The organism is Desulfosalsimonas sp. (assembly GCF_046483245.1).
Taxonomy (GTDB): Bacteria; Desulfobacterota; Desulfobacteria; order Desulfobacterales; family Desulfosalsimonadaceae; genus Desulfosalsimonas.
This window is the reverse complement of sequence record NZ_JAWODO010000071.1, coordinates 1-25,399: the sequence shown is the minus strand read 5'-3', so window position 1 is coordinate 25,399 and position 25,399 is coordinate 1. Positions and strand designations below refer to the sequence as shown.

The window sequence follows — 25,399 nt, the reverse complement described above, 5'->3', positions numbered from 1 at the left end:
TGAAAATCAAGCAGCGCCGGCCTGCCGTCTGAACGGAGCATGATATTTCGCCGGTTCCGGATGTCGAGATGCACCATTTTGCGCTGGTGCATCCGGCGGACCAGGTGTTCCAGGTCCGGGAAAAAATTGGACGGAATCTCCTCGGTCCGCACACGGCGAAGGGTTGTACCGTTCACGTACCGATATCCCAGGGCTTGGCCATCGCGGAGAAACGGCTTTTCCGGTATGCCGTCAATGCCCTGGAGACGGACCAGGGCGCGGTATTCGCGCATTACCATCCACCGTCCCCAGGTTGCGGATACCAGCGGCGGGCATCCGGAAAAATCCTTGACCACCCATTTGCTGCCCCGCACAGAAAAGCAAAACAAATCCGCATTTGCCCATCTGCCTTTTGACAACAATTCCAACTGGTGCTCATCTGTTTCAAATATAGAATTTCGCTGCTTCATGATCTGGTTTCCACTTTTATTTCCAGCAGTTTACGACGCAGCAGCGCAACAAACCCGAACTCGTCATTGTTTAAAAACCGCATTTCCACACCCATTACCACCAGGGGAAGGCCTGCGGGCAACCGGCCGGCAATGCGTACATAATCCTTTTCCGTGGTCATCAGGCAGTCTGCGGACTCAGATATGGCCTTTTGTTCAATTTTGCCCAGATCCCTGCTGGAATAGCAATAATGATCCGGATATTCTGCAAAACCCGTCAATGAACCAACATATCCCGAGAGCATGTTTAAAAACTCCTGGTTTCGTGCGATTCCGGAAAAAGCAAAAACCCGGACGGCACCCAGAAAAGACAAATCCCCGGGATCTCCGTGGTCTGAAATTCCCTTTTCCTCCAGAAAATCGGCCTGCCCATAAATACCGGACAAAAACGGCACATGGTCGGCACGGAACACAGGGACATGCCCGGAAATCTTCTGCGGCAGACTTTCCCGGGCCTCCCGGCTTTGGCTGCGGGTTAAAATCACGGCATCTGCTCGCTTAAGCCCGGATGCCGGCTCCCTGAGACTCCCCCGGGGCAGCACATGCCCGTTTCCCAGTGGATGGGCGGCATCAAGCAGCACCAGATCCAGGTCCCGGTGCAGCCGCCGATGCTGGAAAGCGTCATCTAAAATAATCACATCCGAATCAAAAGCCGCCACTGCCCGCATACTGCTTTGAAACCGGTTCCGGCCCACCAGTACCGGCACTCCCTTTAAGACACTGGCCATCATAAATGGCTCGTCTCCGGCTGTGGCACAATCGGCCAACAAATGATATCCATCAGTGACAACAGCTCCGGCTTTTTCCGCCTTACCCCGGTATCCCCGGCTGATCACAGCGGGCCGGTAGCCCATCTGCCGTATCAGCCGGGCCATGTACAGGGCCATGGGGGTTTTGCCCGTACCCCCGGCGGTGATATTGCCAATGGACACAACCGGACAGGGCAGACGGCGAACCGATAAAACCCCCTTGTCAAACCCGCTGTTGCGAAGTGCCACAGCCCCGCCGTAAATCCTTGACGCCGCATAAAGCAACCGGCTCAGCGCAGACGGATTGCTGTGACGGTGATCGGTTCTCACAACACCGGCCTTGTATTTTAATCTTTTAAACATGTTCTTTTCAGTTGCTCGCATCTACTCCAGGTTCAACAACATCACAGCCGCGGCCAGGCCAAACATTGCGTTGGCACACCAGGGCGCAAGCCACGCCGGCAGCATTCCGCCATAACCCAGAGACAAACAGAAACTATAAACCGACCAGTATACAAAGGCAATGATAATGCCATATGCAAAACTCACTGCCATGCCATCACGGGTCGTGCCCCCCAGGGCAACAGCGGCCCCCATCAAACTCATAACCAGGCATACAAGGGGGAAAGCTGTCTTGGCATGAAAGTCCACCCGGTAACGGGTAGCGTCATAGCCATCGGACTCGGCCTTTTGAAGATACCGGCCCAAAGCGATAAAATTCATTTCCCCGGACTCCCGGGCCACCCTTCTGAAATCTTCCGGGGAAACCGCCAGATCCAACTGCTTTTGATCGTACTGCCGGACCTGCGACGGGCCTTTGGGCTCAGAGTCCCCGCCATTGGCCGCACCACCTCTAAAAGATTGTTCCATGCAGCCCGTCAGTTCCCAGCGGCCCTGATGATACTGAGCAGACAAAGCATCTATCCGGCGCACCAGATTAAATTCCCGGTCCAGAAAGTAAATGGTCATCCCGGAAAACATTTCATCCGCAGGACGATAATATTTCACATGCACAATGTTTTGCGCTGAGCGGATCCAGATATTTTCCCGGGGCACTGTGCGGGGTGTCTCATCGCTGGCTTCGGCGATCTGGTTGGCTTCTGAAACACTGATGGGCACCACCACCTCAGAGAACATAAACAAGATCACCGATACCAGCGCACCCATGGCCGCAACCGGCACCAAAAGGTAAAACACGCTGATGCCGCTGCTTTTCAAAGCAATGATTTCATTGTTTTTGTTCATCAGGCCGAAGATGATCAATACTGTCAGCAACACCCCCACGGGAGTAATCTGGGATACGATCAAGGGGATTTTGAGCAGGAAAAAAAGCGCGATCTTCCCCACCGGAACCTGATCTTCAATGAAGTTGTCAATCCGCCCCAGAAAATCCACTGACAGGTAAATGGCCACCACCATGACAAGGACCATGGAGAAATATCGCACAAAAGCGGCGGTAATATATCGATGGATAATGCTCATGGCTTTCCCCTGCCCGACAAATATCCACGGATGCGGCCGACTGTGAAAGCAAACCCGGACAGCAGGCCAACCGGCTCATCTTTTGCCGTCTTCACCAGCATATAAAGCCCCAGGACTCCCATGATCCCGTTTGGCGCCCATAAACCTATCGCCGGGTGAAACCAGCCACTTTCACCAAGCACTGTGCCGGCTGACAAAAGCAGATAATAAAGCAGAAAGCAGAGCAGGCCCATGCCCAGGCCCGCTGACTTCCTTGCCGACACGGACATGACCCCCAGCGGCAGGGCCAGAAGCCCCATGGAAATGCAGGCAAAAGGAATGGAAAATTTCCGGTGCAGTTCCAGAAGAATGGAATAATAACGTTTATTCCGGTTTTCCGCAGTTTTTATATACTCGCGCAGTTCGGAAAAACGCATTTCCTTTTCATCCTTGTGCCTTGATCCCATATCCGTCCCGGACCCGGCGATATCCAGCCGAATATCATATGTCGTGAAATTCGTGGCATGCGCCTCGCCACGCCCGGGTTCAACCTGGCTGATGACGCCGTCATAAAGGCGGATCACAAATGTATAGTCATCATTTCCCTTCAGCAGATCCCCCCTGGGGGCGATGATGGTACTGCTGGTCTGGCTTTGCCGGCTGTCCTGGATCAACACATCATTGAGTTCACGGGTCTTCATATCCACATTGTTGACATAAAAGGTCAGGCCCGCAAAATCGTCGTTAAAACGGCCTTCGCTCATCCCGATATTGAAATTGGAGCGCACCACTTCCATGGCTGTTTTTTCATAAGCGGACTTGCCCCAGGGCATGCCCCAGCCGGCCATGGCCACGGTAATCAGAAAACCGAAAACCGCAAACACCAGCACCGGGGGAATCAGGCCATAGAGGCTGACCCCGCCGGCCTTGAGGGCAACAATCTCATTGTCGGCCGACATCCGTAAAAAAGTCAGAAGGATGCTCATCATCACGGACATGGGAATGATATAGACAAGAAAGTAAGGCATGGAATAGAGAATCATCAAGAAAAACACGGACAGATTCACCTGGTAATTGACAATCATGTCAGTGATGTCAAGAATCTCGCTCATCAGAAAAATAAACATGAAAAAAACGAGATTGATCACAAAGGGCGGGATCAGTTCCTTGAGAATATACCGGTTGACAAGGGTGTTTGGCTTCATGGGATGATGGATTCCGTGTATTTACCGGGATGCGGGGCTTTTTTGCCCGGCTCTGTCAACCGGGTCGGAAAACTGCTGATAATACAAACGATAATATTCTCCCTTTTGCTTCAACAAATCTGCATGCGTACCCTGCTCCGCGATCCGGCCGCCGGAAAGCACGATGATGCGGTCTGCACCCACGATTGTTGACAGCCGGTGGGCGATCACAAAAGAGGTGCGTCCCTGCATGAGATTTTCCAGGGCTTTCTGTACCAGTTGTTCCGCCTCTGAATCCAGGGCCGAGGTGGCCTCGTCAAGAATCAATATCGGCGCGTCCTTTAAAAGGGCCCGGGCAATGCATATGCGCTGCTTTTCCCCCCCTGAAAGCCGGTTTCCCAGTTCCCCGATCACCGTATCCATCGCCTTTGGCAGCTTGTTTATAAAATCGGCTATATAGGCGGCTTTGGCCGCCTCCCAAATTTGCGCCGCAGTGGCCTCAGAGCTGCCATAAGCAATGTTTCGGCAAAGGGTGTCGTTAAACAAAATCGGTTCCTGAGTGACCACGCCAATGCGGCTGCGCAGATCTGCCACAGACACCTGGCGGATATCAATACCGTCGATTTTCACGCTGCCGGCCGTGACATCATAAAACCGCGGAATCAGGTTGACCAGGGAGGTTTTTCCCCCGCCGCTGGTGCCAACTATTCCCAGGCGCTCACCAGGCCGGACCTCCAGGCAAATGTCTTTTAAAACGGTTTCATCCGGGCTATAGCCGAATGACACGTTTTCAAAGGCCACCCTGTGAGGCGGTTCCGACAGGGCAACGGGCTCTCGCGGGTCCGTGATGTCCAATTCAGTCTCCAGGACGTCAAATATCCGATCAGCGGCAGCCAGTCCCTGCTGCACGGCATTGTTTAACCGGGTCAGTTTTTTTACAGGGGCGTATAACAGCATCAACGCGGTCATAAAGGAAAAAAACGTGCCCGGGGTCATTTGCCCATTGATCACCGCGTATCCGCCATACCAGATCACCACGGCCACACCGATGCCGCCTAAAACCTCCATGACCGGCGAGGTCAGCGCCTTGGTCCGGAACGTTTTGACCTCGTAGCGAAAAAGCGTTCGATTTTTCTCAAAAAACCGGGCTTTCTCCTCGGCTTCCATGCCAAAAGCCTTGACGATCTTGTTGCCCGCAAAGGTTTCGTGCAAAAAAGAGTTCAAATCCGCCATGGATTCCTGGCTCCTGGTACTAAACCGCCGGATCCGGCGGCCGAATTCGGCAATGGGAAAAAAGGCCACGGGCAAAACGATAAGCGCAATCAGGGCAAGCTTCCAGCTTTGGTAGAAAATCACAAAGATCAGGCCGAAAATGGTAAACACGTCTCTTAACGCGCCGGTGACCGCGTTGGATACCATGGCCTTGATAATATTGACGTCATTGGTGATCCGGCTCATCAGCACCCCGGTTTTTTCCTTTTGAAAAAACGTCAGGGGCAGATCGGATATCTTGTCGTAAAGACTGTCCCGCAACTGGCGAATGATGCTTTCGCCCACGTAGTGCATTAGAAATTCCTGGCCGTACATGGCCGCGGCCCGCAGCAGGTAAAGCACGACCAGGGCAATGGGGATGATCATCAGCATGGTCTCATTTTTTTCCATGAAGATATCATCGAGCATGGGCTTGACGAGAAACGCCGTGGCTGAAGTGGTTCCCGCAACCACAAGCATGCAGACCATGGCCAGGGCCAGTTGGGGCCAGCTTCCCCGGATATATCCCAGCAGCCGACGGTGCCGGCTGCGCAGGGGCACTTTGGAAATAATGGGGGGTGTCATAAAGAATTTAAACCCTTCCGGCCGGCGTTGCCTCCGTGTTGCGATAAATCAGAGAAAGGGCAATGTTTGCCGCCTTTTCCGACGCCCCGGGCTCTCCCAGCATGGCGCGCACGGTTTTGAGCCGGCGGCGCAGAGCCAAAAGCGCGGCCCTGTCCGAAAGCAAGTCCCGCACGGTGCGGGCAATTGTTCCCGGATTGGCATCCTGCTGAATCAACTCGGGAACCACCCGCTGGCCGGCAATAATGTTGGCAAGACCGATATGATCGACTTTCACCAGCATTTTACCCAGCATGTAGCTTAAATTGGAAATCCGGTACATGATTACCATCGGGACCCCGAAAATAGCGGCTTCCAGGGTGACTGTTCCCGAGACGGCCACCACCAGTGTGCATTGCTCCAATATCCCCGAAATTTCGCCGGATTGCAGCTTCATATCAATCCGATCCCGCCAGGGCTGTATCCAGTCTTCCAGCCACAGGGGATCAATCCCCGGGGCAACCGAGACAATGAATTCAACACCTGGGAGGTCTTCTGCCAGCCTGCCTGCTGCAGCAAGCATAACGGGTAAATTTCGCCGAATTTCGCTTTTGCGGGAGCCGGCAAGTAGACCCACGACTGTGGCGGCTTCGGGTGCCGACTCCTGCCGGGAGTTATTGGCCGGTTCTTGCCAATGCTTCTGCCCATAATGATCCAGAAGCGGATGGCCCACAAAGGTTACAGGAACCTGCCAAGCCCGATAAAAATCGACTTCAAAGGGAAGAATCACAGCCATGTGATCCACCAGGCGCTTGATTTTTTTGACCCTGGAACGCCGCCATGCCCAGATCTGCGGACTGATGTAATAAAACACCTTTATGCCGTGCTTTTTGGCAAAGCCGGCCATGTGCAGGTTAAAATCGGGAAAATCGATCAAGATCAAAAGATCCGGCCTCCGCCGCAGCATCTCCCGCTTGACGCGCCCGGCTTCGCGAAGCACCACGGGCAGCGCGGAAAACACCTCGGTAATGCCCACCACCGAAAGCTGCCCGGCATCCACGAGGATTTCCACGCCGGCGGCCTGCATCTGCGGGCCGCCGATACCGCAGAAATGCAGGTCCGGATCCTTTTTTGCCATCTCGGCCACCAGCCGGGCCCCGTGATGATCCCCCGAGGTCTCACCGGCGATAATCATGACCTGTTTTCCTGGCAAATCTTGTGTTTTCATGAACCCGATCCCCTGACCCGGGCCATGGCCTCATTTATCTGAGCAGTTATGTCCACGGCCACTTTCAGCGCATCCCGGCCCATTCGGCCTGAGACCTCGGGTTCACCCCGCCGGGCCACGACATCCACAAAAGAGCTGATTTCATCGGCCAGGGCATCGGCTGCGGCAAAGGAGTGCTGCTCCATCATCATGCCGGGCACCGGGCACTGCTCTTCACCGGAGCCGGGCCGGATATGGGTGATGGCGCGATTGGCAAAATCAATGGAAAAATAGCCGTCCGGCTGGAAAATCCGGATTTTTCGCTCATTTTTGTTGGCAATCCGGCTTGCGGTGACATTGGCCACAGCGTTGTTGTCAAATTCAATATGGGCATGGGCGATATCGACCTGATCGGTGACCACGGATGCGCCCAGGGCGTGACAATAGCGGATATCCGCTTTGACAAAATTAAAAATCAGGTCAATGTCATGAATCATCAGATCATGGACAACGCTGACGTCCGTGCCCCTGGGCTGGTAAAGGCTGAGCCGCTCGCACTGGAAAAACAAGGGGCGCACCACCTGATTGCGCACGGCCACCACCGCAGGATTGAACCGTTCCAGATGCCCCACCTGGATAATGCACCCTTTTTTTTCAGCAAGGGCAATGAGTTCGTCAGCTTCTGCCACCGTGCGGGTGATGGGCTTTTCAATGAGCACATCAACACCCTGGATTAAAAAATCTTTGGCAATTTCATAGTGCAGATGCGTGGGCACGGCAATGCTGACAGCATCCACCTGACCGAAAAGCTGCCGGTAGTCGGCAAACGCCCGGGTGTCGGCTTTATCGGCCACTGTTTGCGCCTGGGCAGGATCCGTATCCACAACGCCGGCAAGGGTAACATCGGGATGGTTGCCGTATTTCTCCGCATGAAACTTGCCAAGATAACCAACGCCCACAACTGCGGCGCGGATTTTTTTGTCCGGGTTCATTTTTATTGTTCAGCCTTGTTTTTTTGGGATTGTTCCTGCATATCCGCAAGGGCTTCGATGGATATCCCGTATTGATCCGCCAATTCTACCATTTCCTCCCTGTCAAACACAACCGAGCGGCCGGCTTCCACTATCAACACCCGGGCCCCGCATTCACGCATGGTTTCAATGGTCCGGGCGCCGACTGCCGGCACGTCAAAACGAAAATCCTGGATTGGCTTGCAGACCTTGACCACAACAGCATTGCCCCGTCCCAACCCGCCTCCCCTTTGGATTGTGGCATCGGTCCCGTCTATGGCCTCCACAGCCAGCACTGAACCATTTTCCACAACAACGCACTGACCGATATCCAAAGCGCCAATGGCCTTGGCCTTTTGCCAGCCCAGGATGATGTCGCTGCGCTCTTTTTTGGATGGCTTTTTCCGGGTCCAGCATCCGGGGCGGGCCAGCAGTTCAGGCAACAGAAAGGTCGATGGCCGGACAATGACGCCCTCCTTTTCCAGAAACCTGGCAAAGGCCCGCAAAAGCCTGTCATCATGGGTGTCTTTGCGCACGGCCGCCAGCAGGGAAAGGGCCTTGATGTCGGGACGGATTTCAGAGACGGCCCGCGGTTTTTGGATGGCTCCCACCATGACCGCTGACTGCACCCCGTGTTTGCGAAAAAAACGGGTTAAACGGCCCACCTGGCCCAGATGCAGGACTTCCATGGCTGCCACAGATCCGGCAAGTGCCGGGTCGGTCTCATGGTGGTAGGCAGCTGCAAAAACTTCGTAGCCCCGGGCGGCGGCCTTTTTTGCAAACAGAATCGGAAAGGGGCCGCTGCCAGCGATCAGTCCAATCCGTTTTTCCGCCGGTGTCATAAAATTTTTTCCGTTTGATTGCCTTACCGGGTGATCCCCCGTTGAGTATTGCGTATGAAATCAACCAGATTAAGCACTTCCGGCGTATTTTCCACCTCGGCCAGCACGCGCTCCACAGCCTCGTTGACAGTCAGCCCGATACGGAAAATAATGCGGTAGGCTTTTTTGAGCTGCGCAATGCAGTGCTCCGAGAACTGATGGCGCTGGAGCCCCACCTTGTTTAACCCGTGAAGGTTTGCCCGGTCACCTGCTGCAATCAAATAAGGCGGGATATCCTTGACCACGGCGGATTTGCCGCCGATATAGGAATACTCGCCAAGGCGGACGAACTGGTGAACCGCCACAAGACCGCCAATGGTCACGTGATCGCCGACAATCACGTGGCCGGCAAGAGTGGCGTTATTGGCCATGATCACGCCTCTGCCGGTAATGCAGTCATGGGCCACGTGGGTGTAGGCCATTAAGAAATTGTCCTCCCCGATACGCGTCACTCCCCCGCCGAATTGCGTGCCCCGGTTTAAAGTGACAAATTCCCTTATAATGGTGTTGCGTCCGATTTTCAGATAGGTCTGCTCCCCTTTGAACCGGATGGCCTGGGGAACGGCCCCGATTGAGGCATACTGGTAAACCTGGCAGTCCGAACCGATGTCCACATACGAATCAATGGTCACATGAGAACCGATCCATGTTCCTGAGGCAATGGAAACATTGGCCCGGATAATCGAATAAGGACCGATTTCTACATCTTCGTCGATTTCTGCTTCAGGATCAATAATTGCAGTGGGATGAATCATATTTTCCACAACTCCGGGTTTGACTAATTGTTATCTTCGGTTTCATTGCCGGCCATTGCTTTTTCCAGGCTTTCCAGGCGACGCTGCATTGCTGTGACCTGCCTTTTCATCTCCGGCAGCCGCCCCAGGACCTGCTGGACCCGCAGCCACTGGCTGTGGGGCATTTCCGGGGTGCCGGAAACGGTTTTCCCGGGCGCCACATCCCTGGCAACACCGGCCTGGGGACCGATTACCGCCTTGTCGCCGATTGTCAAATGCCCGCCAATACCGGCCTGCCCTGCCACAATGACGTTTCTGCCCACCTTGGTACTTCCGGCGATTCCCACCAGGGCCACAATGATGGTATGCTCGCCGATTGTGACGTTATGGCCGATATGCACATGATTGTCCGTCTTGACTCCCTGCCGGATCCATGTCCGGCCGAATGTGGCCCGGTCAATGGTATTGGCCGCACCGAGTTCCACATCATCATCGATCTGAACAATTCCGGTCTGCGGGATTTTCACGTGCCGCCCCTTTTCATCAGGGGTATAGCCGAATCCATCCGCCCCGATCACCGATGCCGCCCCTACAATCACCCGGCTGCCGAGCACGCAATTTTCCAGGATCGACACATTGGCCTGGATATGCGTATCATCGCCGATACAGACCCCATCTCCGATAAACACGTTTGGGTGGATCACCACGCGCTCGCCGAGGGTCACCTTGTTGCCGATAAAGGCAAGGGGCGCCACAGCCGTATCCCGGCCGGCAACAAAATCGGCCCCGATGGCGGCCTTTTGGCTGATACCTGAAAAGGAAGGCGTTTGCGGATAAAAATACTGCATAATCCGGGCAAAGGCGAGCCTGGGATTGTCCGATAAAATCAGGTTTGCCGAAGCCGTCCCGGAAAAACTGCGCGGCACGATCACCGCACCCGCACGGCTGTCTTTGACCCGGCTGCACAGCCGGGCGTTATCTGCAAAGGTCACAGCCCCGGGACCTGCCTGGTCAAATGGCACAGCGCATGTGACCGTGGCGCCGGCATCGCCGTAAATATCCTCGGGGCGGGCTGAGATGAGATCCGCCAGCTCTGCAAGGGTCAGAGGACTCATCTGCCGGTTCTCCGCAGACGGGGCAAACCTGCGGCCGCCGGGCGACAGCGGCTTTTTTTATGCAGGATTGCGCTCATTGTATTTGCGGATAATCTCATCGGTCATGTCAATTGCGCTGGGATAATAAACCGCCGCATTTTTTTCAATAATAAGCAGATAGCCTTCCTTTTTCCCGATTTGCTCGGCCAGTTCCATGATATCGTCGCGAAGCTCTCCCACCCTTTCGGACTGCATCTGCCGGAACTCGTTTTCATATTCTCTTTGCCTGGACTGGAGATCATATTTTTTAATCTCCAGTTCCCGCTGTTTTTGCTGGCGTTTTTCCTTGCTCATCACCATCGCGTCCCGGGACAGCTGCTTGTCGAGTTCCTCGATTTCCTTTGCCATCTCCTGAAGTTCGGATTCCATCTGACGGCCCTTTTTCTGGATCTCTTCCTGGACCTTCTGGCCGGCTTCAGATTCGCTGATCACCTTCTGAAAGTCAATCACTCCGATTTTGGCCACATCTGCCGCACCTGCCGGTCCGGCGGCAAGAAACAGACACGCCAGCATCGAAATTGCAAATATTTGTATTGCCTTCATTGATCCCCCTTTAATTCTTATATCCATTCACAATCATCAACACGTTAACATTGATGGCGCCGTAAAAAGTCCAATATCTGCGTTACGCGCAATTTCTCAGAATTTCACGTACGGCTAAGTACGCTGCATTCTTCAAAATTGCGCAAGCCTTGACCTTGAACTTTTTACGGCACCATCTGAAATCAGACTTTTTACGGTGCCATCAACATTGAACATTGAACCATCTAGAATGCCCCTCCCATGGAAAACTCCCAGCGCCCGGAGTCTTCTATATATTCGCCCTGCTCATTTTTCCGCCGGTCAAGCACATAACCGCGCTCCAGACGGATGGGTCCCATCGGGGAATACCACCGGACTCCGAAGCCCGCGCTTTCGCGCAATTCGCCCAAATCCACGGATTCATCCTCGCCATACACATTACCTGTATCATAAAACAGCACTCCTGTTAAACCCGCATCTTTTAGCAGGGGAAATATAAATTCCACGTTGAACTGCACAAACTTCTCACCGCCGATCCGGTTGCCATTCTCGTCAAAAGCGCTGACATCCCGCCAATCAAACCCGCGCAGGGAATTGATCCCGCCCAGGTAAAATTTTTCATAATCAGGCAGCAGCTTGCCGCCGGTTTCCTTTACATAACCCCCCTCGGCATGGAGAAAACCCACGGTATCCCAAAACAGGGGGAAATATTTGCCCGCCTCGGCCGTGGATTTGACAAATCCCACATTTCCGCCCAGGCCTGCGTATTCAACACTGAACAAATGTCTGGCCCCTTCGGTGGGATTGATGGTCCGGTCGCGCGAATCATAAACAATACTGGCAGTAACACTGCTCTGGGTATACCGGCCCTCTTCGAGGGTGTCCCGGAATTCATCCAGGATTTCATCGACTTCGCTGACATCATATGCATAGGACAGATAGCCCCGCACATCGTCATAAAGGGGGTAACCGAAGCGGAGTCGGCCGCCCTTGCTGTCCAGCTCATAATCATCATAGTCGCGCTCCCAGTTATACGCCTCTGCCGTGGCGGACAAGGGGATATCAAAAAGCCATGGCTCGGTGAACTGAAGCCGGAAGTGCTGGGATTCGCTTCCGGTCTGCAACTGCAGTTCAATTCTCTGGCCCTTGCCCAGAAAATTGCGCTCGGAAATCGATCCCATGACGTAGAGCTTGTCAATGGCGCTGTAGCCCGCCCCGAAGCTGAAACTGCCAGTGGCTTTTTCCGTAACGTCAATGTTTAACAGCATCTGGTCTTCAGATGAACCCTCAAGGGTCTGAACATTGACATCCTCGAAATAATCCAGGCGATGAAGATTGCGCACAGAGCGTTTTAAATCGCTTGCGCTGTATTTTTCCTGTTCGTGAACCTCCAGCTCCCGGCGGATGACCTTGTCCCGGGTTTTGGTGTTGCCCTCAATGATAATTTTCTCAAAATATACCGGTTCATTTTTCTGCATCCGGAAAACGATATCCATGACATTTTCTTCCGAACGGGGGTTCATGCCAGGCCGCACATCAGCCCGGGCATAGCCTTCATCAGCATAGATATCAGTGAGACGGACCACGTCGTTTTGCAGCACCTGGCGGTTGTAATACTGCTCCTGATCAATGGAGACGCTTTGGGCAAGTTCTTCGGTCGGTATGAGCAAGTCACCTTCAAAACTGACTTCCCCGACCTTAAATCTGGGGCCTTCATGGATTTTCATGGTCACGTAAATCCAGTCGCCCTCGTATTTTACCACCGGTTCCCCAACCCGGGCCCGGGCATAGCCGTTGTTCTGGTAATGAGCCTCAAGGCGTGCGGTATCCTGCTCAAGCTTTTGCATATCCAGATCCCCGGAAGAAGTCAGCCAGGAAAAAAAGCCCTTCTCCGAAGTCTTCATGATTTTTTTCAGCTCCTTGTCCGAGTACTCCTGGTTGCCCTCGATACGGATCTCCCTGATCCGAACCTTTTTGCCCTCCTCGATGACAAACTCCAGGTCGGCCTGATTGTGGTCAAGCTCCTGAATTTTGTAATCCACCTGCGCGTTGTGGTAATTTTTTTCCTCGTAAAAGGCCTCAATCGCCTCGATATTGCGCTTGATCCGATAGATGTTGAGGATGGCCCCGGTGGAAATATCTATCTGTTCACGGATTTCCTCGTCATCGAAAAAACGGTTTCCCGACAGGGTGATGTTTCGAAGGGTGGGTTTTTCCTTGACGGTAAAAACGACAACATTGCCGTCTTCCTGCTGCTCTGCAGCCACACGCACATCATCGAAATATCCCATGCGATAAATGGCCTCCATATCCTCGGAGAGCCTGCTTTCATCATAAGCGTCACCCGCCTGGGTGCTGATGGCCCTGAGTATGGCATCATCTTCAATTCGCTGATTTCCCTCGACTTTCACCTGCTGTACCACTGTCTCTGCTTCCGCCGGTACAATCATGGCCGTCAAAAGGCCAATCACAACAACCGCTGTCCAGATTCCTGTTCGCATGGTTTTATTATCCCGTTTTTTTCCGGCTTATTCGATTGACTCAAGCCTGCCGCTGACAATCTGCATTCTGCGCTGCATCATTTCTGCAAGTGCGGCGCTGTGCGTGACAACAATCATGGCCATTCCCATTTCCCGGTTTAACTCCACCAGAAATTCATGCACCTGAGCACTGTTTTTCCGGTCCAGGTTGCCGGTGGGTTCGTCGGCCAGCAGAATATCCGGGTTTAACACCAGGGCCCGGGCCAGTGCCACGCGCTGTTGTTCACCGCCGGACAAATCGCCGACCCGATGTCCGAGCCGGTCCTGCAGACCCACCCGCACCAGTATGGCCTCGGCTTTATCGCGAATCTCCTTCTTCTGCATGCCGGCGATCAAGCCCGGCATCATCACATTCTCCATACCGGTGAATCCGGAAAGCAGGTAGTGAAACTGAAATACAAATCCGATCCGGGCATTTCGGAATGCCGCAAGTTCTGAATTGCTTAACTCAAAGACATCTGCGCCCTGATAATACACCCGCCCCTGATCCGGCGGCTCCAGGGCGCCCAGCACATGGAGCAGGGTTGACTTGCCCACCCCGGATTCCCCCACCACAGCCATGGTACTGCCGGGATCAAGACTCAGGGACAGATCATTTAAAACCTCGATGCTGCTGTTCTTGTCCGTAAAGCGCTTGCACAGCCCGGAAACTTCCAGCAGGGGGCCGGTTGGCGCCGTTGCTTTATTGCCGCCGGGACCGGTTTTTGAAACATCTGTGTCAGCCATGGCGCAATGCCTCCACCGGGTTTAACCGGGAAGCTTTTCCGGCCGGATACAAAGTTGCGCCCAAACAGATGCCCAAGGCCGCGGAAACAATGATGGCCACATCTGTCCAGCGTACCTCCACGGGCAGGGTGGTGAAATAATACACATCCCCGGGCAGCTGAACAAACTGGTAATGCTGGAGCAGAAAACAGCCCGTCAGACCCAGGGCCGTGCCCAGGGCCGTGCCGATTGCGCCGATGACCAGGCCATTGAAGACAAATATTTTGCGAATGCTTCTGTCTGTTGCGCCCATGGCCTTTAAAATGGCAATGTCGCGGGTTTTGCTCATCACCATCATGATCAGGGTGGATGCAATGTTAAAGGCGGCCACGAGAATAATCAGGGTCAGAATGATAAACATGACGGTTTTTTCCAGTTTCAGGGCTGAAAAAAAATTGCGGTTCATTTCCATCCAGTCCATGGTCCAATATGGAAATCCCAGATTTTTCTGAATTTTTTCAGCGATCTGGTCGGCCTTGTAAATATCGTCGACCCGGATGCCGATACCGGTGACCGCATCGCCGATGCGCAGCAATCCCTGGGTGGCCTCCAGGTGCGTATAAGCCAGGGATGCGTCATATTCGTAAAATCCGGATTCAAAAACCCCCTTGACCAAAAACCGTTTCATTGACGGCATGTGTCCGGCCGGGGTCATCATGCCCCGCGACGATATCAGATAGATGACATCTCCGGAATTCACGCCCAGACTCCGGGCCAGATTTTTGCCAAGGACCAGGGGCGGGGTTTCTGTATTGCTGTCCCGGCTTTGGCCGGGGGACAATTTTTCCTTTAATTCCTTCCGGGAAAGGCCGATGATGTGAGATCCTCTGGCTTCCGGGTTCAGGCCCCGCAAAACCGCACCCGACATGCCCGAACCCGAACGGAGCATAACTTGGGTTTCGGCATAGGGCATCACCGATTCCGTCAGACCGCTTGCTTCCAAGCGGTCAATCACCGAAGCGTATTCCGGTATGGAGCCCTCGTGATGATGCAGAACAACATGGGGCTCCACACCCAGGATCTTGGTCTTGAAATAGGATTCCGCACCGGTCATCACGGCAATGACAATCACCAGAGCCATAACCCCCACCGTGACCCCTGCAATGGAGAGCACGGTGATAAAGGATATAAATCCCGTTTTTTGCCGGGACTTCAAATACCGGCTTCCGATAAAATACTCAAACTTCATTTGAATTCCAAAAGGCCGTGCTTTTTTGGTGCCCGCTGTCTGCAATCCGCACTTGACTATCGGGTATCTGCGAACTTCAGATGCGGAAAAAGAATCACATCCCGGATGGAGGCCGAATCGGTCAACAGCATGGCCAAACGGTCAATGCCCACCCCTTCTCCGGCTGTGGGCGGCATACCGTATTCCAGCGCCAGAATATAATCTTCATCCACACGGGCCTCGTGATCCTCGAGTTCCCGGCTTTCCACCTGGCTGACAAAACGGGCTTTCTGATCCACCGGATCATTTAATTCCGAAAAACCATTGGCGATCTCTCTGCCGGCAATAAAAAGTTCAAAGCGCTCGGTTATCTCCGGATTGCGGGCGCTTCGCCGGGACAACGGCGAGACCTCCACCGGGTATCCGGTAATAAAAGTCGGCTGGATCAGATTGGGTTCAACCAGGTGATCAAACACCTTTGTGATCAGCTTTCCCATACTGATATTCCCGCCCGGACGCCGGTCCAGGGCGATTTCATTGTCTTTGGCAAAAGCCATGAGCCCGGCCTTGTCCGACAGCAGCGCCGGATCCACACCCCCCACGGAAGTCAGGGCATCCAAAAGATCCAGACGCTGGTAGGGGCCGGCAAACTCGATCTCCCGGCCCTGGCAAGGCACTTTTGTGGCTCCGGCAACCGCCCTGGTCGCGGCCTCAAACATCTGCTCGGTGAGCACCATGAGATCTTGGTAGGTGGCATGGGCCTGGTAGAATTCCAGCATGGTAAATTCCGGGTTGTGCTGGGTGGAAACGCCCTCGTTTCTGAAATTGCGGTTGATCTCAAACACCCGTTCAAATCCGCCCACCACGAGACGTTTCAGATAAAGCTCCGGTGCGATGCGCAGGTAAAGATCCATGTCCAGGGCATTGTGATGGGTCTTAAACGGCCGGGCGTCAGCCCCGCCGGCAATGGGCTGCATCATGGGCGTTTCCACTTCCAAAAAATCCCTTTGCGTCAAAAAATCCCGGATTTCCCGGATCAGGCGGCTGCGCTTGACAAATACGTCGCGCACCTCCGGGTTCATAATCAGATCCAGGTACCGCTGACGGTACCGTTTTTCCGGATCCTTTAAACCATGGAATTTTTCCGGCAGGGGACGATAAGACTTGGCCAGCAATTCAAATTGCTCTGCCAGCAGTGTCCACTCCCCGGTCTTGGTGGCAAAAAGGCTTCCCTGCAGACCGATAAAATCGCCAATATCCATCTTTTTGAAAAAAGCATAAGCCTGCTCACCCACCTGGTCCTGGCGGATATAGGCCTGCATCTGGCCAGTGCGGTCCCGAAAGCGGATAAATGCGGATTTGCCAAACCGGTTGACCGCCATCATGCGTCCGGCTGCCCGCACCACGGTCTTTCCGCCTGTCAGGTCCTCATTCTTGTCAGCCACGCTTTTTAAAATATCGGCCACTGTATGAGTAACAGCAAAATCGTTGGGAAACAGCTCCACCCCGGCATCCTTGAGGGCCTGGATTTTTTCCCTTCGCTTTGCAATGATATCCGTTGCCTGATTCTGCGCCATAAATGCTCCCGTTTATTTAAATGATTAAGGGGCTTGCTATCCCATTTACCAATTGGTGTCAAGGGTTTTGCCGGACGCGGCACAAAGCGTAGGCGACCGCTGGTCAGCCTGCAGCCGTCCCCGGGGCCGGGGCTGCCGGCTGATGCGTCGGAAGGCGAAGGGTCACAGCAGTGCCGGCACCAAGTGTACTTTCAATATGCACCAACCCCCCGTATGCATTGATAAGCTGCTGGACAATGGACAACCCCAGCCCGGTGCCCCGGGATTTGGTTGAAACAAACGGGTCAAAAACCCGGGCGAGCATGTCCGGGGCAATGCCACTGCCGGTATCGGAAATATCAATGCAGGCCTGATTCTTCCGGCAAGGGTAAAGCCGGATTTCGATCACCCCGCGGCCCTCAATGGATTCTGCGGCATTATTGAGCAGATTCCACACCACCTGCTTGAAGTGCTCCGGGTCTATGCGCACAAACAGACCTTTTGACAAATCCATACGCACGTCAATGCTGGCTCTGTGGCCGGGATTGGACTTAAACAGGGTGGCGATTTCGGAGACGGCCCGATCCAGATCAATGACTTCCGCCTTTCCCGGCCCGGGCCGGGAAAACATCAGAAAATTGGTAACCAGTGTCGAAAGACGGTCGGCTTCCCGCAGCGCAATCTGCATGAGCCGCTCCTGGGCCGGGTCATAAGGGAGCTGATCGCGCAGCAGCTGAATCGAACCGCTCAGGGAGGCCAGGGGGTTTTTAATCTCGTGGGCCAGGCCGGCGGCCATCTCCCCCACTGCGGCAAGACGCTCCACCCGTTTCATTTGGTCTTCCATGGCCCACAGATCCCGCTTGGCCGTTTTTTCCTGCTCAGAGAGAAATCCGCTCAAAAAGGCCACGGCATAACAGGCTGCGATGGTAAACAGCAGCTTGTAGATCACATAAGGCCAGTCATAATTGTCAATCAGAAACTGGGCGTCATCGCCCAGAGGACGGAGCAGGCCGTAGTACTCAAGGTCGATGAGAATCCCGTACTGGATGGCGCAAAGCGTGGCCGTCACCATTCCGCCGCGTCGGTAGATGACCATGGTGGCATAAACAATGACCACCAGATACATAAACGCAAAAATACTTGAAAATCCGCCGGTGATCAATATGATCAGGCTGACCGCAACCGTGTCTGCGCCTATCTGAAGGTAGGCAAACAAAACCAGGCTTCTGAGCCGGGGCAAAACCAGCAGATAGCCTGCAGAAAGCAACAACAGCCCCATGCTGAGCAGCATGAGCCAATCCAGGGAGCCGGTCGCCAAGCCAAGGCGCATTGCCGGCCTGGCGGCTGCGGCAAATGCCGTTCCCAGCATCACCAACGCAAACAGGCCCCGGAAAAAAATCAGCCATCTGAGCTTACGGTACAGGTCCTGTTCGGCCTTGGTGCCGATGGCAGTCATTGAAACGGGCTATCCGGAAATGGCCCCGGCCATTTTGAATATGGGCAGGTACATGGATACCACCAGCCCGCCGACCACAACACCGAGAAACACCAGCATAAACGGCTCAATCATTGAGGTGAGGTTCTCAACCGCCTGATCCACCTCCTCTTCATAAAAATCGGCAATTTTCTCCATCATGGCGTCAATTGCACCCGTGGATTCACCCACCGCGATCATCTGGCAGACCATGGGCGGAAACACCCCGGTTTCAGCCAGGGGGTCGGCAATGGTCTGTCCCTCGGCAATGCCGGTGCGGACCTTATAAACAGCGGTCTCAATGCTTTTGTTGCCAGCGGTCTTGGCCACGATGTCCAGGGCTTCCAGAATGGCCACGCCACTGGCCAGCATGGTCCCCATGGTCCGGGTAAACTTGGCGACTGCCACTTTTCGGATCAAAATGCCCACCACCGGCAGGCGCAGGGTCAACTCATCGATCATGGCCCGGCCTTTCTCGGTTTTATAAAACCGCCGGAAGGCGAATATCGCCAGCACAATCCCGCCGATAATCCACCAGATCTTGCTTTGGACAAATTCGCTCATTGCGATGACCACCTGAGTGGGTGCGGGCAGACCCTGGCCGAAACTGGCAAACATTTCCTCAAACACGGGAATCACAAACACCAGAATCACTGCCACCACCAAAACGGCGATAATCAGGGTAACAATCGGGTATGTCATGGCCCCCTTGACCTGGGCTTTGAGGCGGGCGGCCTTTTCCATGTAAACCGACAGCCGACGCAAAATCACATCCAGGATACCGCCGGCCTCGCCTGCGGCCACCATGTTGACAAACAAAGAGTCAAAGTGGTTGGGATACTTTTTCAGGGAATCGGCCAGGGTCTGGCCCCCTTCCACCGACTCCTTGATATCTTTTAACATTTTTTTAAATGTCGGATTTTCCTGCTGGGACTGAAGGATGTCCAGGCACTGGATAATGGGCAGGCCGGCATCGACCATGGTGGAAAACTGACGGCAGAAAATAATGATATCCTGCTGCTTGACCTTGGGCTGGAGAAAAGAGATGTTTTCCAAAAGATCTTTTGGCTTTTTTTTCACCTTGGTCGGCACAATGCGCTGCCGCCCAAGCCTTGCCCGGACTTCCTTTTCAGTGGCCGCCTCGATCTCCCCCTTGCGGACCTGATTGTTGCGGTCCTTGCCCTCCCATTGAAAAACAGGCATGTGTTTCCCCCTTGACTGCTTGGTTCAGGAAATATGTCTCATTTGACTCAGGTAAGCCTGGCGCTGGATCACGCTTGTGGCATAATACGCCAATTTTACTTTTACGGTTGAAAAACAGTGATTATCATAATAAAGACTAAAAAACAAACATTTATATCAATCCGCGGCAATTGGCCGCTGTCTTGGACACAGGCAGGGAACGTGACAAATACAGAAAACCGATCCGATCTGCTCACCCTGATTACCACCCACACCAATGCCGATTTTGATGCTGTGGCATCCATGCTGGCCGCCCAGAAGCTGTATCCGGACTCGGTGGTCGTATTTCCGGGGTTTCATGAAAAAAACATGAAAAATTTCTTTGTCAGCACCATGGCCTACTTGTTTCAAATGGCCGATTACCGGCAGATCCAGCCGGCACAGGTGGGCCGGCTGGTGATTGTAGACACCAAGCAGGCCGGCCGCATCGGCGAGCTTGAAGAACTGCTCAACCGCCCCGGCATTGAAATCCATGTATATGATCATCATCCCCAGCTGGAAAATGATATCCCGGCCGACTTTGAGATTCACAGGTCCACCGGCGCCAATGTCACCATGCTCGTTGATTTGATCCGCGAAAAGAATATCGGCATCAGCCCGGATGAAGCAACCGTGATGTGCCTTGGCATCTATGAGGACACCGGGGCATTTACCTATCCATCCACCACCCAGGACGACTTCGCGGCAGCCGCGTTTCTGCTCGGCAAAGGCGCCAGCCTGACAACCATATCCGACCTGATTGCAAAGGAGATGGATTCCGAACAGATCGCCCTGTTAAACGACATGTTCCGGGCGGCCACCCACTACCCGATCAACGGCAAGGATGTCGTGATCACAACGGTTTCCAGGGACGAATACATTCACGACCTGGCCTTTCTGGTCCAGAAGATGCTCCGCATTGAAAATCTCAGCGCAGTTTTCGCCATTGCGCTGATGAAAAACAAAATCTATATCGCCGCCCGCAGCCGGACCCCGGATGTTGACGTTGGCGCCATCATCCGGGAAATCGGCGGCGGGGGACACAGCTTTGCGGCAGCCGCCTCCATAAAAAACAAAACCCTGGCCCAGGTGGAAAACCGGATTATTGACTTGTTAAAAACCCATGTCCGATCCACCCAACAGGCAAAAGACATTATGTCGACTCCCGCCATTACCGCGCCGCATGACATCTCCTGCGAAAAGGCCCGCCAGCTGCTGTCGCGCTACAACATCAACGCGCTTCTGGTGCTGGGACCGGAAGACAGAAAACAGGGCCTGACCGGATTCATCACCCGGCAGGTGATTGAAAAAGCGCTGTACCACCACCTTGACGAAATTCCCATCAAAGAGTACATGACAACTGAATTTGCCGTGGTGGCGCCTGATGCCGACATTTCCGAGGTCCAGGAAAAAATCATTGAAAACAAGCAGCGAATCCTGCCGGTGGTCGACAACGGGCATGCAATCGGCGCCATCACCCGCACGGATCTGCTCAACACCCTGATTTATCATAACCAGCAGCAGCAGGCCAGCCATTCCGCTGAGCCTCCGGCCGAATCCCGCCAGCCCAAGACCAAAACCGTCTCCGGATTTCTCAGGGAACGGCTCAACGACGATATCCTCGGCATGCTCCGCCGCATCGGCCGGGTGGCAGACGCCCATGGATTTTCCGCATACGTGGTGGGCGGCTTCGTGCGCGACCTGTTTTTGTACCGACACAATGAGGATATCGACATTGTCATTGAAGGAAACGGCATCGAGTTTGCCAGGGCCTTTGCCAGAAAGGAAGGCGCGCGGGTAAACGCATACGACAAGTTCGGCACCGCTGTGATCATCTTTGCAGACGGCTTTAAAATCGATGTGGCCTCGGCCCGGATGGAATACTACAAATTTCCGGCCGCCCTTCCGACAGTTGAGATGAGCTCCATCAAGCTGGATTTGTTCCGAAGGGATTTTACCATCAATACCCTGGCCATTTTTCTCAACCCGGAGAAATTCGGCCGGCTCATTGACTTTTTCGGGGGCATGCGGGACATGAAGGAAAAGGCCATCCGCATCCTTCACAATTTGAGCTTTGTGGAAGATCCCACCCGTGTTTTTCGAGCCATCCGGTTTGAAAAGCGCTTTGATTTCACAATTGGCAAACTTACCGCCGGACTGATTCACAATGCGGTGAAAATGGATTTTTTCAAGCGGTTGTCCGGCCGCAGAGTGTTTTCCGAACTCCGTCACATCCTAGAAGAGCAAAATCCGATCCCGGCCCTGGTGCGCCTGGAGGACTTCGATCTGCTCAAAGTCATCGATCCCTCCATCCGGATGAACAAACCCCTCCGGCAAATGCTGGATTCAGCCCGAAACGTCTTGTCCTGGTATGTCCTGCTCTACAGGCAGGAAGAATGCCGCCAGTGGATCGTCTTTTTTCTGGTTCTGATCCGGCATGCAGATCAGGAAAAGGCCCTGGCCATCTGCCGGCATTTTGAGCTGGCGCCCAGGCATGAAAAAATTTTCATCCAGGAGCGGGCCGAGGCTGAAACCTGCCTGTGCCGGCTCAGCCAGGGATTGCCGGATAAAAACAGCCGGCTCTATGAAGAATTAAACGGGCTGCGCATGGAACTGATCCTTTACATGATGACCGTGACCAGCCGGGATGATGTGCGCAAAGCCATTTCTTTTTACGTCACAGACTTGAAAGATGTTCGCATTTCGGTTAAGGGTAGAGATTTGCAGAAAATGGGGCTTTCCCCCTCGCCTTTGTTCGGCCGGATTCTGCGGACGTTGCTGCGGGAAAAGCTCGATGGGCGGCTCCAAACCCGGCAGGACGAACTGGAACTTGCCCGCCGCCTGATTGATGGCCGGGAAACTGCCGGGTAAGCCGGTTTTTTCGGGCCGGGCACCGGCGGGCTTACCCACCAAAAACAAACAAGGACCCGGAGTGGAAGAAAAAATTATACAGGCATTGATACTGATCATCCCGCTGCTCATGGCCGTCACCCTCCATGAGGTCGCCCACGGTTATGCGGCATGGATGTTTGGTGATCCCACGGCCAAACTTGCCGGCCGGCTCAGTCTCAACCCGGTCCGGCACCTGGATCCGTTTGGATCGCTGATTTTACCGGGTTTGCTGATTTTTTCCGGATCACCGGCCATATTTGGATACGCCAAGCCGGTTCCGGTGAATTTTCGCAATCTGCAGGATCCCAAACTGGGTACCATTGTGGTTTCCGCAGCCGGGGTGGCGGTGAATTTTGCGTGCGCGCTGGCCGCAGGTCTTGTCTACCAGATAATTGCTCCATTTGCAGCAGATTCAACGATTTTTTTGCTGGCCGCAAGGCTGATCTACGGCTTCTGCGTTATCAGCGTGGTGCTCGGGGTGTTTAATCTTCTGCCGATTCCGCCCTTAGACGGCAGCCATATCCTGTCAGCACTGCTGCCCCCGGGGGCCCGGCAGAAATATGAACAAATCGGCACATTCGGTGTCCTGATTCTGCTGGTGCTGCTGATGACCCGGTCCCTTGATTTTCTGATTACAGCGGTGATCAGTCCACTGGTGCGCTTTTTTACCGGCGGCTGATTTCGTGAACTTTTATAAGGCAAGTACAGGCAATACCATACGGAGAGCAAGCACATGACGGAAAAAAAACGAATTGTCAGCGGGATGCGCCCAACCGGCGCCCTGCATCTGGGCAACCTGCACGGGGCCCTGCAGAACTGGATCAACATGCAGCCCGATTATGACTGCTTCTTTTTTATTGCCGACTGGCATGCGCTGACAAGCGACTATGAAAACCCGGGCAATATCAAAAAATATACCCGCAACATGATGATTGACTGGCTGGCCGCGGGCCTGGACCCGGAAAAGAGCGTATTGTTCGTTCAGTCCCGGATCAAGGAGCATGCCGAGCTTTTTCTGCTCCTGTCCATGATCACACCGGTACCCTGGCTGGAGCGAAACCCCACTTACAAGGAGCAGATTGACGCCCTGCAGAACAAGGATCTCTCCACATTCGGATTTCTGGGATATCCGGTGCTGCAGGCCGCAGACATCATTATCTACAAGGCCGAGGGCGTACCCGTGGGCATTGACCAAGCCCCGCACATCGAGCTGACCCGGGAGATCGCCAGACGATTCAACCATCTCTACGGCCGGGTGTTTCCGGAGCCCGACACCATTCTCACGGAAATCAGCAAGATTTTGGGTACTGACCGGCGCAAGATGAGCAAAAGCTACAACAACGCCATCTTCCTGTCTGATTCCCCTAAACAGATCAGGAAAAAAGTCAGCCAGATGATTACCGACCCCCAGCGGATCAAGCGCACGGATCCGGGGGACCCGTCTGTGTGCAACGTGTTTACCTTCCATCAGCTCTATTCGCCGCCGGATCTTGTGGCACAGGTGGACCCGGACTGCCGCAACGCAAAAATCGGCTGCGTGGAATGCAAAAAGAAAATGGCCGAACACCTGGTGGCATATCTGGCCCCGATCCGGGACAAGATCGAGTATTACAACAACCACACCGGCCAGGTGGAACAGGTCATGGCCGAAGGTTCAGACAAGGCCCGGCAGGTGGCGGCAAAAACCCTTGCCGAGGTCAGAGACGCGGTACGGATCTGATCGGCGGGTCCATGACAAACGCCGGATACCAAGTCAGGTTGGAAAACGTTTTTGAAGGGCCCATGGACCTGCTGGTCCACCTGATCAAAAAAAACCAGGTGGACATCTATGACATTCCCATCGCCCTGATCACGGACCAGTTTTTGTCCTATATCCGGTGGATGCAGGACATGGAAATCGATGTGGCCGCCGACTTTCTGGTCATGGCCGCCACCCTGGCCCAGATCAAATCCCGGATGCTGCTGCCGGCGCAGGAATCCGACCAGGAGGAATCCGAGGATCCAAGGGATGCCATTGCCGGCCCCCTGGCCGAATACATGCGCATCAAATCCCTGGCCGGAAAGCTGGCAGAGCGCAACATCCTGGGCGAGCATGTGTTTGCCCGGCCCGCCGAGCCCCTGGTCCATGACGGCAATGCCGAACACATGCCGGTGGAAGCCAGTCTGTATGACCTGCTTGGGGCCTACCAGGCATTGTCAGAACAGATGGCCGGGGACCCGGATTTTTCCATAACCCCGGAAAAAATTTCCGTGAAAGAAAAGATGACCAATATTCTGGATCTGCTGGAAACCCAAAAAAGCGTGACATTCTCCGATCTGGCGGCCAAATGCGCCGACAAAGGCGAAATCATTGCAACATTTCTGGCCATCCTGGAGGTGGTGCGGCTCAATCTCGTGGGTATCACCCAGGAGGAAACCGCCGGCGGACTCAAGCTGTTTTCCAGATTCTTCGGGGATTTCGCCTCTATCTTTTACTAACCGGCAGTATCCCATGGTATTGGTTACATAGGTACATAATTCCGGGGAATAACCGTCATTTTCAGCGGCCTGAATAAAGTGGGGGGCCACCTGCCGGCTGGCG

Annotated in this window: 21 protein-coding genes; 4 read left to right on the top strand and 17 right to left on the bottom strand. The window is 54.1% G+C overall.

Features of this window, described 5'->3' with window-relative positions:
- From R6U41_RS06885 to R6U41_RS06805, 17 genes are all read right to left on the bottom strand, one after another.
- A partial coding sequence (locus R6U41_RS06885; RefSeq protein WP_410269097.1) for a hypothetical protein occupies positions 1-449 on the bottom strand: 449 nt, incomplete at its 3' end.
- The gene (gene lpxK / locus R6U41_RS06880) at positions 446-1,621 is read right to left on the bottom strand and encodes a tetraacyldisaccharide 4'-kinase (RefSeq protein WP_410269096.1); all 1,176 of its coding nucleotides are present in this window, start codon (positions 1,619-1,621) and stop codon (positions 446-448) included. The genes lpxK and R6U41_RS06885, both read right to left, overlap by 4 nt.
- A complete protein-coding gene (gene lptG, locus R6U41_RS06875) occupies positions 1,622-2,719 on the bottom strand; it encodes an LPS export ABC transporter permease LptG (RefSeq protein ID WP_410269095.1) in 1,098 nt (365 codons plus the stop codon).
- On the bottom strand, positions 2,716-3,903 hold the full coding sequence (gene lptF, locus R6U41_RS06870) for an LPS export ABC transporter permease LptF (protein ID WP_410269094.1): 1,188 nt from the start codon (positions 3,901-3,903) through the stop codon (positions 2,716-2,718). Before lptF ends, lptG begins: the two co-directional genes overlap by 4 nt.
- A gap of 21 nt (positions 3,904-3,924) precedes the next feature.
- Positions 3,925-5,718, bottom strand: coding sequence for an ABC transporter ATP-binding protein (locus tag R6U41_RS06865; protein ID WP_410269093.1), 1,794 nt, complete (start codon positions 5,716-5,718; stop codon positions 3,925-3,927).
- 7 nt (positions 5,719-5,725) lie between these two features.
- Positions 5,726-6,922: a lipid-A-disaccharide synthase gene (gene lpxB / locus R6U41_RS06860; protein WP_410269092.1), complete on the bottom strand. Its 1,197-nt coding sequence runs from the start codon at positions 6,920-6,922 to the stop codon at positions 5,726-5,728.
- Positions 6,919-7,893: a Gfo/Idh/MocA family oxidoreductase gene (locus R6U41_RS06855; protein ID WP_410269091.1), complete on the bottom strand. Its 975-nt coding sequence runs from the start codon at positions 7,891-7,893 to the stop codon at positions 6,919-6,921. Before R6U41_RS06855 ends, lpxB begins: the two co-directional genes overlap by 4 nt.
- Before the next feature lie 2 nt (positions 7,894-7,895).
- Positions 7,896-8,753, bottom strand: a complete 858-nt coding sequence (locus R6U41_RS06850) for an LpxI family protein (protein WP_410269090.1) — start codon at positions 8,751-8,753, stop codon at positions 7,896-7,898.
- A gap of 23 nt (positions 8,754-8,776) precedes the next feature.
- The gene (lpxA, locus tag R6U41_RS06845; RefSeq protein WP_410269089.1) at positions 8,777-9,547 is read right to left on the bottom strand and encodes an acyl-ACP--UDP-N-acetylglucosamine O-acyltransferase; all 771 of its coding nucleotides are present in this window, start codon (positions 9,545-9,547) and stop codon (positions 8,777-8,779) included.
- A gap of 23 nt (positions 9,548-9,570) precedes the next feature.
- Positions 9,571-10,641 carry a UDP-3-O-(3-hydroxymyristoyl)glucosamine N-acyltransferase gene (gene lpxD / locus R6U41_RS06840; protein WP_410269088.1) on the bottom strand — a complete coding sequence of 357 codons (1,071 nt, stop codon included), beginning with the start codon at positions 10,639-10,641 and terminating at the stop codon, positions 9,571-9,573.
- Between the two features lie 57 nt (positions 10,642-10,698).
- Complete coding sequence (locus R6U41_RS06835) at positions 10,699-11,223, bottom strand: OmpH family outer membrane protein (RefSeq protein ID WP_410269087.1); 525 nt, start codon at positions 11,221-11,223, stop codon at positions 10,699-10,701.
- Positions 11,224-11,447: 224 nt separating this feature from the next.
- The gene (bamA, locus tag R6U41_RS06830) at positions 11,448-13,703 is read right to left on the bottom strand and encodes an outer membrane protein assembly factor BamA (protein WP_410269086.1); all 2,256 of its coding nucleotides are present in this window, start codon (positions 13,701-13,703) and stop codon (positions 11,448-11,450) included.
- Between the two features lie 27 nt (positions 13,704-13,730).
- Complete coding sequence (locus tag R6U41_RS06825) at positions 13,731-14,468, bottom strand: ABC transporter ATP-binding protein (RefSeq protein WP_410269085.1); 738 nt, start codon at positions 14,466-14,468, stop codon at positions 13,731-13,733.
- Positions 14,461-15,696, bottom strand: coding sequence for a lipoprotein-releasing ABC transporter permease subunit (locus R6U41_RS06820; protein ID WP_410269084.1), 1,236 nt, complete (start codon positions 15,694-15,696; stop codon positions 14,461-14,463). The genes R6U41_RS06825 and R6U41_RS06820 overlap by 8 nt, the downstream gene beginning before the upstream one ends.
- Positions 15,697-15,752: 56 nt before the next feature.
- A complete protein-coding gene (gene lysS, locus R6U41_RS06815; protein WP_410269083.1) occupies positions 15,753-17,252 on the bottom strand; it encodes a lysine--tRNA ligase in 1,500 nt (499 codons plus the stop codon).
- 103 nt (positions 17,253-17,355) lie between these two features.
- Positions 17,356-18,687 (bottom strand): two-component system sensor histidine kinase NtrB, encoded by a 1,332-nt coding sequence (locus tag R6U41_RS06810; RefSeq protein ID WP_410269082.1) that lies wholly within the window; start codon positions 18,685-18,687, stop codon positions 17,356-17,358.
- 9 nt (positions 18,688-18,696) lie between these two features.
- On the bottom strand, positions 18,697-19,908 hold the full coding sequence (locus R6U41_RS06805) for a type II secretion system F family protein (RefSeq protein ID WP_410269081.1): 1,212 nt from the start codon (positions 19,906-19,908) through the stop codon (positions 18,697-18,699).
- A 201-nt stretch (positions 19,909-20,109) separates the two neighbouring features.
- Between R6U41_RS06805 and R6U41_RS06800 the strand changes: the two genes are divergently transcribed.
- From R6U41_RS06800 to R6U41_RS06785, 4 genes are all read left to right on the top strand, one after another.
- The gene (locus R6U41_RS06800) at positions 20,110-22,797 is read left to right on the top strand and encodes a CBS domain-containing protein (protein WP_410269080.1); all 2,688 of its coding nucleotides are present in this window, start codon (positions 20,110-20,112) and stop codon (positions 22,795-22,797) included.
- A 61-nt stretch (positions 22,798-22,858) separates the two neighbouring features.
- Positions 22,859-23,497, top strand: coding sequence for a site-2 protease family protein (locus tag R6U41_RS06795; protein WP_410269079.1), 639 nt, complete (start codon positions 22,859-22,861; stop codon positions 23,495-23,497).
- Positions 23,498-23,551: 54 nt separating this feature from the next.
- Complete coding sequence (gene trpS, locus R6U41_RS06790; RefSeq protein ID WP_410269078.1) at positions 23,552-24,538, top strand: tryptophan--tRNA ligase; 987 nt, start codon at positions 23,552-23,554, stop codon at positions 24,536-24,538.
- An 11-nt stretch (positions 24,539-24,549) separates the two neighbouring features.
- Positions 24,550-25,296, top strand: coding sequence for a segregation and condensation protein A (locus tag R6U41_RS06785; RefSeq protein ID WP_410269077.1), 747 nt, complete (start codon positions 24,550-24,552; stop codon positions 25,294-25,296).
- Positions 25,297-25,399 lie beyond the last annotated feature (103 nt).

Coding starts and splice junctions, on each gene's coding strand:
- bamA (WP_410269086.1), bottom strand. CDS start 13,703: ATGCGAACAGGAATCTGGACAGCGGTTGTTGTGATTGGCCTTTTGACG.
- trpS (WP_410269078.1), top strand. CDS start 23,552: ATGACGGAAAAAAAACGAATTGTCAGCGGGATGCGCCCAACCGGCGCC.
- R6U41_RS06865 (WP_410269093.1), bottom strand. CDS start 5,718: ATGACACCCCCCATTATTTCCAAAGTGCCCCTGCGCAGCCGGCACCGT.
- R6U41_RS06855 (WP_410269091.1), bottom strand. CDS start 7,893: ATGAACCCGGACAAAAAAATCCGCGCCGCAGTTGTGGGCGTTGGTTAT.
- lpxB (WP_410269092.1), bottom strand. CDS start 6,922: ATGAAAACACAAGATTTGCCAGGAAAACAGGTCATGATTATCGCCGGT.
- lptF (WP_410269094.1), bottom strand. CDS start 3,903: ATGAAGCCAAACACCCTTGTCAACCGGTATATTCTCAAGGAACTGATC.
- R6U41_RS06850 (WP_410269090.1), bottom strand. CDS start 8,753: ATGACACCGGCGGAAAAACGGATTGGACTGATCGCTGGCAGCGGCCCC.
- lpxD (WP_410269088.1), bottom strand. CDS start 10,641: ATGAGTCCTCTGACCCTTGCAGAGCTGGCGGATCTCATCTCAGCCCGC.
- R6U41_RS06785 (WP_410269077.1), top strand. CDS start 24,550: ATGACAAACGCCGGATACCAAGTCAGGTTGGAAAACGTTTTTGAAGGG.
- R6U41_RS06810 (WP_410269082.1), bottom strand. CDS start 18,687: ATGACTGCCATCGGCACCAAGGCCGAACAGGACCTGTACCGTAAGCTC.
- lpxA (WP_410269089.1), bottom strand. CDS start 9,547: ATGATTCATCCCACTGCAATTATTGATCCTGAAGCAGAAATCGACGAA.
- lptG (WP_410269095.1), bottom strand. CDS start 2,719: ATGAGCATTATCCATCGATATATTACCGCCGCTTTTGTGCGATATTTC.
- R6U41_RS06820 (WP_410269084.1), bottom strand. CDS start 15,696: ATGAAGTTTGAGTATTTTATCGGAAGCCGGTATTTGAAGTCCCGGCAA.
- R6U41_RS06835 (WP_410269087.1), bottom strand. CDS start 11,223: ATGAAGGCAATACAAATATTTGCAATTTCGATGCTGGCGTGTCTGTTT.
- lpxK (WP_410269096.1), bottom strand. CDS start 1,621: ATGCGAGCAACTGAAAAGAACATGTTTAAAAGATTAAAATACAAGGCC.
- R6U41_RS06805 (WP_410269081.1), bottom strand. CDS start 19,908: ATGCCTGTTTTTCAATGGGAGGGCAAGGACCGCAACAATCAGGTCCGC.
- lysS (WP_410269083.1), bottom strand. CDS start 17,252: ATGGCGCAGAATCAGGCAACGGATATCATTGCAAAGCGAAGGGAAAAA.
- R6U41_RS06825 (WP_410269085.1), bottom strand. CDS start 14,468: ATGGCTGACACAGATGTTTCAAAAACCGGTCCCGGCGGCAATAAAGCA.